Genomic DNA, 12,180 nt, shown 5'->3' with positions numbered 1-12,180 from the left:
TTTATGAAAGAGGTCTAATATAATAGCGGTTATACAAAGTGAAATAAGAAATCGTTAAATATATTTTAACGATTTCTTTTAAAGACCAGATCACATTTACCCGGTATCTGTTCACCATCTACATTCACGATAAGAGTCGAACCACGTGCTTTGCCCTTACATGCATTTTGCACAGCGGGAGCGCGCATTGCTTCATAGTCCAAGGCATTTACTTGAGCAGGTTTAAAGCCGATCTGACATGAGCCTTTTATGGTACGACCTTCAATTTTAACCGTAAGCTTTACATGAGGTCCTTTTCCTTCACACAATCGGGTCGTATCCGGATTTTTTCCTTCATCAGATGCTGCTTGAGCATATGGCATTGCCAGCAATACCAGAGCAATGGTAAAAGCTAATTTTTTCATTTGGTTATAAGCCTATATACATATATTCACCAACTCTTAGCTACGCTAAACCATAATATATGATCATATTTATAAAAAATAATTTCCAGACATTATTTTCTTAATTTTTAAAGTCAGAATGTTTCAATTCCAAAAATAAAAAAGCCCCATTAGGAGCTTTTTGATCATACAAACAAGAATTATCCTAGTTTATTCACCAGTTTTAGTGGCAATACTTTCATAGCCAAGCCCAACGGTAACCAAGGCCATTTTGGTACATACGCTTTAACCGGTGCTTTTTCAATTTCAGCAGCCAATAAACGCGAACCCGTTTTTTCGTCTACCTCAAATGGCAGTTTTTTCGCACCTTCATTAATTTCAGTACGAATATAACCCGGGAAAATCGTCGTCACTTTAATAGGTGTATCAATCAGCTCGGCACGAATTCCTTCTGCCAGATGCGCGACTCCGGCCTTACTTGCACCGTAAGCGGTCAGGTGTTTTGGCATACCACGCATTGCGCTCATGGATGAAATCATGACCAAATGACCTGAGTTTTGCGCACGAAAAATCTCGACTGCAGCTTCACATTGGGCTAATGCAGAAATAAAATTGGTTTCCACCGTAGCTTTGTTAATAGCAAAGTTGCCTTTTCCAATACGACGACCTTCACCAACACCAGCATTCACGATAATTCGGTCAATGCTACCAAACTCTTCCCTAAAGGCACGAAATACTTCAAAGACCTGATCATAATTGGTCACATCCAGGGTTTTGGCAATCACTTTGATCCCGTACTGGTTTTCCAGTTCCTGCTTTAAAGCTTCCAGACGTTCCATACGACGCGCACAGATTGCCAGGTTATAACCCTTTTGTGCAAATTCACGTGCCATACCTGCACCAATTCCGGAACTTGCCCCGGTAATTAGAATTGTTTTAGCCATTTTTTATTCCTTTAAAATCATTTTGTTCCAGATCTTTTAGATCCAGGTGAGTAATTCTGGTTGATTTGCCTTAATAAAATGATGTTCATTCAGACTAAGTAACTGCGGTTCATTACCCACCAAACGCAAAGTCGTCATGCTGGTATTGGCAATGGCCCAGTTTAAGGCAAAAGTTTTGCTTGGACTCAAGCCTAGAATTTTCCCTGCTGCCACAGAGATAACGCCACCCGAAGTAAATACTACAGCATAGCGCGGTCTTTTCTCAGCCAGTTCATCGCATAGATCTTGCAATGCAGATTCAACACGGTTTTTAAAATCTGGCCAGGATTCTTCATATTCATGGTGATAATCTCCCCCCGTCCAGCGTTCAATTGCCCCTTCAAAGATTTTGCTTAAATACGCTCGAGGATTGGCATGTTGTGCCACATCTTCTTTTAATAATTCCGGCTGATTAAATCGCGGCTCATACCTGGCAAAGACTTGAGTATGATTAAATTCATTCCAGGCAGGATTGGTAATCAATTCACTTTCAGGAAAACACTCATCCAGGCACAGTTGCGCTGTTTGCTGATGACGTTGCATTGATCCAGCCATCACTACAGGTGCTTCTTTAAGAATAGAGTCGAAATAACTTCCAAGTAACTTGGCTTGCAGTTCACCGTTGGGAGAAAGCTGATCATAGCTTTCTGCTCCAAAAGATGCCTGGCCATGTCGAATCAGGTAAATGGTGGTCATTTTGGCATTAACTCTTTAAATTTGTTCATATACTTCTGGGCAAGATCATTGGCTTCGATCTTTTGTTTGCCAATCAGCTTTAAGGCACGGATATGCAATGCATGAATCACCACCCAAAAATCTTTAAACGCCGGGTTATTGGTCTGTTTATGGTAGTAACGATAATAAATCTGCTGGGCAATTACCGCTAAACGGAAAATGCCAAATACTTCATAGAAGGTCCAATTCTCTGGCTGTAATCCAGTTTTTTCCAGGTAGTAATCCACAACCTCCTTACGGGTAAACATCCCTTTTAGATTGGTCGGCTGACGGCGGGTTGCCTTAAAAATTGCATTGTCAGTCTCTTCCACCCAATAGGCCAAGGCAGAACCCAAGTCCATCAGTGGATCACCTAGAGTCGCCATTTCCCAGTCCAGTACCCCAATCACCTGTGTTGGATTGTCAGGATCCAGAATAACATTATCAAAACGCCAGTCATTGTGAATCACACAAGTTTTAGAATCGGCAGGAATATTATCTTTTAGCCAGTTACGTACGTACTTGAATGAAGGTACGTTAATCGTTTTAGCTTTGTCATAACGGCTATCCCAACCTTCTACCTGACGTCGGCAGTAACCCTCACCTTTGCCTAACTTTTCCAGTTCAGTACCGTGATAAGGAACCTGATGCAACTCGATCAGTTTATCAATGACATTGATACAGAGTTCGCGTACCTGAGCTTCACTGAAGTCCAGATCTTTAGGCAAATTCGCTCGTGGAATAATGCCTTCAATGCGTTTCATTACATAGAAATCACAGCCAATCACTGACTCATCCTGACATAGCAACAACATTTCCGGAACAACTGGATAGTGATCAGCCAGTGCCCGTTGTACATGATATTCACGCGCCATGTCATGTGCAGATTTGGCCTTGGTGCCTTTAGGTGGACGACGCAGAATTAAATCGGCATTGCTATATTTCAGGCGATAAGTCCAGTTCGACGCACCACCAGAATATTGGGTGACTTCAACAGGACCCTCAATATTTTCACCATGTTCAATCAGCCAGTTTCCTATAGCGCGGACATCCAGTTCTTCACCCTCACGAACTTTTCCACCGACATCAATGACTGCCATAATATTTCCTTAAAATCTTTTTACTATCTAAATATCTTTAAACTTAAGACTTATTTTTTACGACGCGTACTATAACCACGTTTTGCCAACTCTAATTTTGCAATCATGCCCTTATGTACTTCATCAGGGCCATCTGCCAAACGTAGCGCACGTGCCTGGGCAAAGAATCCGGTCAATGGTGTATCACGTGAAACACCAGCGCCACCATGAATCTGGATTGCCATATCCACGACTTTTTCCAGCACACTTGGTGCCACGACTTTAATGGCAGAGATTTCTGTCAAAGCCGCCATGTTCCCTAAAGTATCCATTTTATAGGCAGCATACAAGGTTAATAATCGCGCCTGATCAATCGCAACCCGTGCTTCTGCGACCCGTTCCAGATTGCCACCCAGTTTCAAAATCTCTTTACCAAACGCCATGCGGCTCATGCCACGGTCAATCATCAGTTCCAGAGATTTTTCTGCTGCGCCAATACAACGCATACAGTGATGAATACGACCTGGGCCTAAACGACCTTGGGCAATTTCAAAGCCCTGACCAGCGCCCCCAATAAAATTGGATACTGGTACCCGCACATTATCAAAACTAACCTCGCCATGGCCATGTGGAGCATCATAATCACCAAAGACGGGCAACATACGTTCGATTTTCACACCCGTAGTATCGACTGGAACTAAAACCATAGAATGTTGATGATGACGGTCTTTAGTTTCATCGGGAGTATGTGCCATAAAGATAATGATTTTGGCATTTGGATCACCCAGACCAGAGGACCACCATTTACGGCCATTTAATACAATTTCATCGCCTTCAATGACCGCCGTTGCCTGCATATTTGTGGCATCACTGGAGGCAACTGAAGGTTCGGTCATACAGAATACCGAGCGGATTTTTCCCTCTAATAACGGCATGAGCCATTGCTGTTTTTGGTCCTCAGAACCATAACGCCACAATACTTCCATATTGCCGCTATCTGGAGCATTACAGTTAAATACCGTTGGTGCAATCAGGCTACGTCCAGACAGTTCAGCAATATGCGCATATTCATTGACTGACAATCCTTGACCCAATTCAGCACAAGGCAGGAACATATTCCATAGCCCTGCTGCTTTGGCTTTGGCTTTTAAATTTTCCAGTTCAGCCGGCCATTGCCATTTGGTCCAGTCACCGCCCTGATTCAGCTCATGCACCTGATGCCAGAAATCTGCCTCAATTGGCTCGATCTCATCTCTAATAAATTTTCTGGTGCGTTCAACGTAGTCCTGTGCACGTGCTGATAGCTCAAACATGGCAACTTTCCTCTGGATATGATTATTCTGCTTTACAAGACCTTAACCTAAAACCTATTATGAATAAAATGATTTTATTCCATAGTTTAATATGCAACAGATTCATAATAAAAACAGTATCGATCTTCGCAGTTTCCATCGGATCGATATTAATTTATATCCACTTTTTGTTGCTGTCTTTGAACAGAAAAGTATTTCTCGGGCTGCACAAATCCTGTCAATTACCCAGTCTGCTGCCAGTCATGCCTTACAGCGTCTAAGACAGCATCTGCAGGATGATTTGTTTGTACGGACTGGTAGTAAAATGCAGCCAACGCCGTTTGCGGAACAGATTTATTCAGAAATTAAACATGCTCTCATCACCATCCAGAATATTTCCATCCAGAACCAGCAATTTGAGCCCACCTTGGTACAAAATCTAAAGATTGCTGTGCATGATGAAATCGAACCGATGATCTTGCCAAAATTGGTCGCACATTTTCAGCGTTTTAATCTGGATATTCAGTTTGTCAGTATTAAACTGGACCGAAAGAATATTGTTTCTGATTTAGCAACCCAGCAAGTTGATTTTGTGATCGATCTGGAACAGCCTTTGGGCGACAAAATCCAGTTTGAATTACTGGATCAGGATGAGTTTGTCGTCTGTACTCAACAGCAACAAGTCACGGAAAAAAGTTATCTCGCCTCCCCACATATTGGTGTGTCTTCGCGCCGGACTGGCGTATTGGTTGAAGATCTGTATTTAAGCCGTAATCACCTATCCCGGCAAATTTTCCTGCGTTGTCAGCATTACTCGACGGCGTTACAGATTTTGCAGCAGCATCCCTCAGCGATGCTCACCATTCCTCGAAATGTTTTAAATCATTTGCATATTGATAAAAGCCTGAAAATTTTTGAAGTTCCTGTAAAATTGCAGAAAATTAATATGGGAATGTATTGGTATAAGGATTTACAAGAGAATAAGAGACATCAATTTTTACGGAGTGAGATTAATAAAATTTTTGCTTAGGCTATTTTTATAAGTGAATTTTAAAAATGCTTAGGCTATTTATGGAGCCTTAAAAAGTTTATTCCTAAGAATCGCAGCTTGGTTTTTTTGTTATTTGCTTAGGCTATTTTGTTTGCTTAAAAAATCCTCGTATAAACGATTACAAAGCCTTAAGACGTGAGGCTTTGATCTAGAATGAACACTTTATAAGTCAGCTATTTCTTCACCTGACTGCGCTTGTTCTGGATTTTAATTTTGTTGCATCTCTCAACTTCTTGGCAAATTGTACTTGGCCTTGTGGCTCTATGTTTCTCCTATTATTTGCTGCACAAACTTGTAGTATTTTTACAAGAACTGTTCCGCCCCTTCAAAAAAGGCAAAAAATACTGGTGTCGAGTTAAGGCCGTCAGTGATGGCGACACCCTCACCTGCTATCGTTTCAATATCCGTCGTTCAGAAACCCGCTTACGCTTTGCCTATGTGGATGCACCTGAATCCAGTCAGGCCTATGGCAAGGAATCCCAGCAGTTGGTCTCAAAAATGATCAAGAATAGACTGGTCCGTGTGCAAATTACCGATATTGACCGTTATGGACGCTGTGTTGGAGTCATTTACCGACGTCGTAAAAATGTCAATGAAGAACTGATCAAGCGTGGTGCGGCTTGGGTTTATGAAGAATATATCCGTGACAAGAAACACCTCTCCTATCTGATGAGCCTGCAAAGCAATGCCAAGAAAAATAAGAAAGGTCTCTGGCGCGGCACACACCCGGTACGACCAAGTGTTTACCGTAAACAGAAAAAATCCTGAGCAGAATAAACAGCCTTTTGGCTCACTGCCGTCTCACAATTTTAATCAGGCTATGTATTAGGTCATCAAAGCAATTCAATAATGTTTTAAATTCATGATATTCATAAATATTTATAATTATATATTGCACAGCCTTATCTTCTCTTTAAAATTTTAAATGGCTTTGTGCAGGCAGAACCTTACTTTGGAAAAACCCAAAGTAGGCAAAAGTCTTTTATTCCCCTATTACGACGTCGTGTCGTGATGGGAAATGTGTGGCATCTCTGCCACCACGCGCGTATCTAAAATCTAATCACTGCAACTCTGGGACATGCCTTTCCGCTATCTTTTATTTTAGCTGATGCTTATAAATAGTTTCGGTAAATTCGCCAAAGACTGAGACTTTTTCGAACAGATGCTCGCTATACATCAAGTCATCAATTAGACGCTCGGCATCGGCATGCTGTATTCCGCTAAGTTGAGTAACTAATTCAATATTAGCTGACGTGATCTCTTCACAAGTGACGGCAACTGAATCTGTCTTCCTTTTCCATAACAGTTTTTTAAATTCGATTTCAGTTAAATCAAAATGCTGTTGCATCAATTTGTGCTGGATAACCTGTATACCGAATGATTCAAGTAATATTTTCAACCCAGCATCCAGTTCATTTCCGATGACAATCAGGCTTTTACAATTTGGGTCAAGTAAGGCCTTGAATACGGCATAGCGCTGTAAATCTGACATGGAACAACCATCAGTTGCCAAATCAAAGCAAATATCCATTTCCTGTAAGGCTTGGGTATGGTTTAGTTTCAGCGCTTCTACCCGGAAATATTCTCCCAGTATCTGTTGCAGTTCAGTATTGGCTGGAGCGATAAAGATGGTTTTATGTTTTAGCACGGACAGAATAAGCGGACTAAAGACATAACTCAGTCGAGAAGCATCAAATTGATCCAGCAACATTACATGATGAATTGTTTCAGTATATCCGCGTGTTTGTGCTGCCTCTTTAACTGCGTGGATCAGCTGTTCAGGTAAGGTAATTGCTGGTTGATGTAAATCCATCATTAAAGTAGAACTGCTTTTAAAACATTCACTGATAATTGTTGTTAGGTCTAAATCCTGCATAAATCCACCTTAGCCACTGCTCACATCCAGATTTGCATGTTAAAGAAAACCAAAGATTTTTCCCACCAGATTAGCTCATTTACTCGTTGAAATATTTGTTAAGCCATATCGGAGCAACTGATACATCACTTGAATTTTTATATTTATAAGCGTAAATTATCTACATTTAGTTAACCAGATTAACATTATTCCTTATGGATACTACCTCCCGTTTTAGATTTGCATTATTACGCTGTGCAAGATTGCTCGGGGATGAAATGAATGCTGTGTTAATTGAACACGGCTTAAATTATTCCTTATGGCAAAGTCTGGTCATTATCAAAATGAATGGTCAATGTACGGCGCTGGATATCGCTCAGGAACTCAGGATTTCAAAACCTGCTGTAACCAAGCGTTTAAATACTTTGATGGAAATGAACTTTATTGAATCACAACCCATGACAGATAAACGCCAGAAATTACTGCAGCTATCTGAAATGGGTGAACAACAGTTCCAGCAATGTTGCGGCAAGATTGATGTTCTGGAAGCAGAATTACTGCAAGACTTCAATAAAGATGAGCTGAAACGTGCTCATGCTTTTGTTTTAGAGTTTATGCATGCCCTTCAGGCGAGAAAGGAGCTTCAACATGACTGAGGCTCCATCCAAGCTTTGGACGAAAAATTTTATTTTTCTTAGTGCAATGAACTTCCAGCTGGTTCTGGTGTTCTATCTACTGGTCATTGTCAGTGTTGGTTATGCCTTAGCTGAACTGAATGCCACTACTGCACAAGCAGGGTTAATCTCCGGTGTATTCGTGGTCGGGACTTTAGTTGGCCGATTGCTGATAGGAAAATTCCTGCCCAATCTGGGTGCCAAAGCCAGTCTGGTTGCTGGAGCCTTGGGCTTTTTCCTGTTCTCCGGTCTGTATTTTATTCCAGTGGATGTACCTTATCTGATTGCGATCCGCTTTGCTCACGGCTTTATGATGGGTGTCGCAGGGACTGTTATTGGAACTGTCATTGCCCAGACCATTCCAGCAACTCGACGTGCTGAAGGCATTGGCTACTTCAGTACCAGTAGTACGCTAGCCACTGCAGTGGGTCCATTCCTGGCGATCTGGCTAATGTCACAATATGACTATAAGGTGATTTTTACTTTTACTTCTATTGTGGCTTTCACCTGTCTGCTCTTCAGTTTTGGTGTTGATACTTCAAAAGTAAAACTGACTGCAAAAGCTGGTACGCAGCAGTCTGCTCAGCCTACTTCACGTCTGGCGCAGTTTATTGAGCCTAAAGCTTTTCCTATTGCAGTTATTATCCTGATTGCTGGTGCATGTTATTCTGGCGTACTGTCTTTTCTTAACCTGTATGCCAAGGAAATTGATCTCTTGCAGGCAGCTTCGTTCTTCTTCCTGATGTATGCAGCCGCAATTTTGATTTCTCGCCCATTTACCGGCCCATTGATGGATCGTAAAGGCGAAAACATCATCATGTATCCTGCGATTGTGATTATGGCAATCGGTATTGGTTTACTCAGTCAGGCACATAATTCATGGATGCTCCTCACTAGTGCAGCGTTATTAGGTTTTGGTTATGGCAATATTCAATCCATTTGCCAGACCATTGCGGTAAAAAGTACCACAATAGAGCGTATGGGACTGGCAACATCAACCTTCTTTATTGCTCTTGATGCTGCACTTGGTTTTGGACCGTATTTTATTGGCCAGTTTCTGGATCAGATCGGTTATCAGCATTTGTATTTGTATAGTGCGGTCATTACACTCAGCTGTCTGCTTTGGTATTATCTGCTGCATGGACGTAAAGTTAAAGCTGCTGCAACTTGATGACATGCTAAAAGCGCCGGCTAAATCGACGGCGATATTCTAACGGGGTTAACCCCGTTTTTTTATGGAATAATCGCCTGAAAGAGCTTGGATCATGATAACCGACATGTTGCATGATCAGATCCACCGCCTGTTCGGTTTCTTCCAGCCTTTTACGGGCTGCTTCAATCCGAAGGGCTTGCAGATACTGATTGGGTGGCACATCCAGTGCCTGTTTAAAACGTCTAATCAAAGTACGTGTGGTGAGGTTAAAACGTGTTGCCAGTTGTTCCAGATTAAGTGCTTCATGAAAATGCTGTTCCAGCCAATCCTGTACTTTTTGTACCAGCTCGTCATGATGCGGCTTGCCAATTTTTAGTAAGGAATAAGACAGCTGGCTGTCACGCCGATAATCAATCACAAAGGATTTGGCTGACTGCATCGCCAGCTCAAAACCATAGTAGCGTTCAATTAGATGCAGCCCTAAGTCAAACCAAGCCAGACCACCACCTGCACAGTAGATATGCTGATCCCGGCTAATCAGCTGATCGGCATGAAGCTTTACTTTAGGGTAAAGAGTCTGAAACATATCCTGAAAGCCCCAATGCGTGGTCGCCTGGCGATCATTCAAAATACCGGCTTCAGCCAAAAAGAAATTCCCCGTACAGTTTCCTGCAATCACTTTCTGCTGCCGGTCTGCTTCCTTTAAATAACGGATCAGTTCCGGATTCTGTTGCAAGGTTTCGATAATCGGTCCGGCAATCGTAGGGACAATGGCAATATCTACATCCTTGATATCTGCATAAGCTAAATGTGCCTGGATCAATATCCCATTAATACAACGGATCGCCTGTCCTTGAGCACTGGCAATTTCTACCTGAAACAGACGATGAATTTCCTGCTGCTGAATCCGGTTCCAGCTCACGCCCGCCATGGCAAATAAATCCACGACTCCAGTAATAGACGATGCTAAAGCCCCATCAAAACCTAAAACCACTACCTTTTTCATCTGAATATCATTGTCACTTTTCACATCTTAAGTGTCATTATTGACAATTCTAAAAAATAAAAGCAACTACTAGTCTTAAACACATCATATGAATACTCGATTTAAAACTAAGTATGACTCAACTTATCAATGACAAAGACTTGAATTTCCTGCTGTATGACGTTTTTAAACTAAAACAGCTGACCGAGCTTGAACGTTATCAGGAACATGATAAAACCACCTTTGACAGTATTTTAGATACGGCCAAAGGCATCGCTACCGATTATTTTGCGCCGCACAATGCCAAAGCAGATCAGCACGAACCAACTTTTGACGGCAAAAAAGTCGAAACCATTGCTGAAGTCAAAACTGCATGGAAACAGTTTTCCGATGCCGGATTACTCTGCGCTCAACATGATTATGATGCCGGCGGCATGCAGTTACCGATTCTGGTCAATATGGCGTGTAATGCCTTTTTTATGTCCGCCAATCCATCGACAGTGGCTTATTCTTTCTTGACCGCTGCCGCAGCCAATGTGATTCAGGCTTTCGGCACCGAGGAACAGAAACACACATTTGTACCCCATATGTTCAGCGGCCGTTTTTCTGGCACCATGGCACTAACGGAACCAGATGTCGGCTCATCCCTTGGTGATCTGACCACGAAAGCCATTCCTCAGGCAGATGGATCCTATCGGATTAAAGGTCAAAAGATGTTTATCTCTGGGGGTGACCAGGACATTACTGAAAATATTGTGCATCTTGTGCTTGCCCGGATTCAGGATGCACCTCAAGGCGTGAAGGGTATTTCCCTGTTTATTGTGCCAAAATTCAAGACCCGTGCCGATGGTTCACTTGATGAGTCTAATGATGTTCAATTGGCCGGCCTACTGCATAAAATGGGCTATCGCGGGACTACCTCGACGGTGCTGAGCTTTGGGGAAAATGACAATTGCTTAGGCTATTTGCTTGGTGAAGCAGGTCATGGCCTGAAATATATGTTCAAGATGATGAATGAAGCACGTGTCGGTGTGGGACTCGGTGCAGCAATGATTGGCTATCGTGGTTATCTGGAGTCCCTGAATTATGCCAAAAATCGTCCACAAGGACGTCCGGTAGCCGATAAAGATCCAAACAGTAAACCAGTGAATATCATTGAGCATAGCGATGTTAAACGTATGCTGTTGACCCAGAAATCCTATGTTGAAGCATCACTGGCACTGTGTCTGTTTGCAGCCCGTCTGATTGATGAACATCAGGCAGCTCAGGATGAAGAGAGTGCTATTTTACTGGATCTGATTACGCCGGTGGTCAAATCCTTCCCTTCTGCCTATGGTCCCAAAGCCAATGACCTGGCGATTCAGGTCTTGGGTGGTGCAGGTTATACCCGTGAATATCCGATTGAACAATGCTACCGGGACAACCGTCTGAATCCAATCCATGAAGGCACTTATGGCATTCAGTCTCTAGATCTACTCGGTCGTAAACTGTGGCAACACAACGGTAAAGGTTTAAGCCTGCTCATGCAGCGTATCCAGAAAACTTTATCCGAGATTCAGGATCATAATTTAGCTGAACTGGCAGAAACTTTTAAAAAGCATCTTGCGACTGTGCAAAAAACCACGCAGGTTTTAGGTCAGGCTTTGCATGAAGGTCGAGTTGATGCAGCATTGGCGAATTCAGGTTTATATCTGGATATGATGGGTAAAACTATTATTGCCTGGTTATGGCTGGAAATGGCGAATCAGGCACAGTTAAAATTTGCCTCGTCTGACTATGCAGAAGATCAACAATTCCTGACAGGAAAAATGCAGGCAGCTCAATACTTTATCCGCTGGGAACTGCCTGAAGTTGAACATCAGGCACAATTACTGATGAACTTTGATGATACCTGCCTGAATATGCAGCCAGAATGGTTTTAAGATTTAACGAAAATGAATAAAAAATGCGCCCTGAAAGGCGCATTTTTTATTCAAAACTGGAAAATATTAGAAACTGAAAATAGTTAAGC

At 42.3% G+C, this 12,180-nt stretch carries 12 protein-coding genes; 5 read left to right on the top strand and 7 right to left on the bottom strand.

The genetic code is table 11. From position 1 onward, the window contains the following. Positions 1 to 65: 65 nt before the first annotated feature. The 5 genes from B4033_RS05900 to B4033_RS05880 form a co-directional block, all read right to left on the bottom strand. Positions 66 to 404 (bottom strand): hypothetical protein, encoded by a 339-nt coding sequence (locus tag B4033_RS05900; RefSeq protein WP_286832665.1) that lies wholly within the window; start codon positions 402 to 404, stop codon positions 66 to 68. Positions 405 to 583: 179 nt separating this feature from the next. Continuing rightward, entirely contained in the window at positions 584 to 1,327 is a 744-nt protein-coding gene (locus B4033_RS05895) for an SDR family oxidoreductase (RefSeq protein WP_071321125.1), read from the bottom strand. 36 nt (positions 1,328 to 1,363) lie between these two features. Next, positions 1,364 to 2,062, bottom strand: a complete 699-nt coding sequence (locus B4033_RS05890; protein ID WP_004809546.1) for a histidine phosphatase family protein — start codon at positions 2,060 to 2,062, stop codon at positions 1,364 to 1,366. Then, positions 2,059 to 3,180 (bottom strand): phosphotransferase family protein, encoded by a 1,122-nt coding sequence (locus B4033_RS05885; protein ID WP_008307404.1) that lies wholly within the window; start codon positions 3,178 to 3,180, stop codon positions 2,059 to 2,061. Before B4033_RS05885 ends, B4033_RS05890 begins: the two co-directional genes overlap by 4 nt. 50 nt (positions 3,181 to 3,230) lie before the next feature. Then, positions 3,231 to 4,472, bottom strand: coding sequence for an acyl-CoA dehydrogenase family protein (locus B4033_RS05880; protein ID WP_286832664.1), 1,242 nt, complete (start codon positions 4,470 to 4,472; stop codon positions 3,231 to 3,233). Positions 4,473 to 4,563: 91 nt separating this feature from the next. Between B4033_RS05880 and B4033_RS05875 the strand changes: the two genes are divergently transcribed. Both B4033_RS05875 and B4033_RS05870 read left to right on the top strand, forming a co-directional pair. Beyond that, complete coding sequence (locus tag B4033_RS05875) at positions 4,564 to 5,481, top strand: LysR family transcriptional regulator (RefSeq protein ID WP_076753639.1); 918 nt, start codon at positions 4,564 to 4,566, stop codon at positions 5,479 to 5,481. A 234-nt stretch (positions 5,482 to 5,715) separates the two neighbouring features. After that, positions 5,716 to 6,270, top strand: coding sequence for a thermonuclease family protein (locus tag B4033_RS05870; protein ID WP_163165902.1), 555 nt, complete (start codon positions 5,716 to 5,718; stop codon positions 6,268 to 6,270). Between the two features lie 328 nt (positions 6,271 to 6,598). Here the strand turns inward: B4033_RS05870 and B4033_RS05865 are convergent, their stop codons facing one another. Further along, a complete protein-coding gene (locus tag B4033_RS05865) occupies positions 6,599 to 7,318 on the bottom strand; it encodes a hypothetical protein (protein ID WP_286832663.1) in 720 nt (239 codons plus the stop codon). A gap of 317 nt (positions 7,319 to 7,635) precedes the next feature. Between B4033_RS05865 and B4033_RS05860 the strand changes: the two genes are divergently transcribed. Together B4033_RS05860 and B4033_RS05855 are read left to right on the top strand one after the other, a co-directional pair. Beyond that, positions 7,636 to 8,013 (top strand): MarR family transcriptional regulator, encoded by a 378-nt coding sequence (locus tag B4033_RS05860; RefSeq protein WP_257230510.1) that lies wholly within the window; start codon positions 7,636 to 7,638, stop codon positions 8,011 to 8,013. Continuing rightward, complete coding sequence (locus B4033_RS05855; RefSeq protein ID WP_286832662.1) at positions 8,006 to 9,202, top strand: MFS transporter; 1,197 nt, start codon at positions 8,006 to 8,008, stop codon at positions 9,200 to 9,202. Before B4033_RS05860 ends, B4033_RS05855 begins: the two co-directional genes overlap by 8 nt. 7 nt (positions 9,203 to 9,209) lie before the next feature. Here B4033_RS05855 and B4033_RS05850 read toward each other — a convergent pair whose 3' ends face one another. Next, a complete protein-coding gene (locus B4033_RS05850; protein WP_286832661.1) occupies positions 9,210 to 10,190 on the bottom strand; it encodes a GlxA family transcriptional regulator in 981 nt (326 codons plus the stop codon). A gap of 113 nt (positions 10,191 to 10,303) precedes the next feature. On the opposite strand from B4033_RS05850, the gene B4033_RS05845 reads away from it, so the two are divergent. After that, complete coding sequence (locus tag B4033_RS05845; protein ID WP_286832660.1) at positions 10,304 to 12,091, top strand: acyl-CoA dehydrogenase; 1,788 nt, start codon at positions 10,304 to 10,306, stop codon at positions 12,089 to 12,091. Positions 12,092 to 12,180: the final 89 nt, after the last annotated feature.

The sequence above is a fragment of the Acinetobacter sp. UBA3132 genome (assembly GCF_002364825.1).
Classification (GTDB): Bacteria; Pseudomonadota; Gammaproteobacteria; order Pseudomonadales; family Moraxellaceae; genus Acinetobacter; species Acinetobacter schindleri.
The sequence above is the reverse complement of the archived record's forward strand: the minus strand, read 5'-3'. Positions and strand labels throughout refer to the sequence as shown.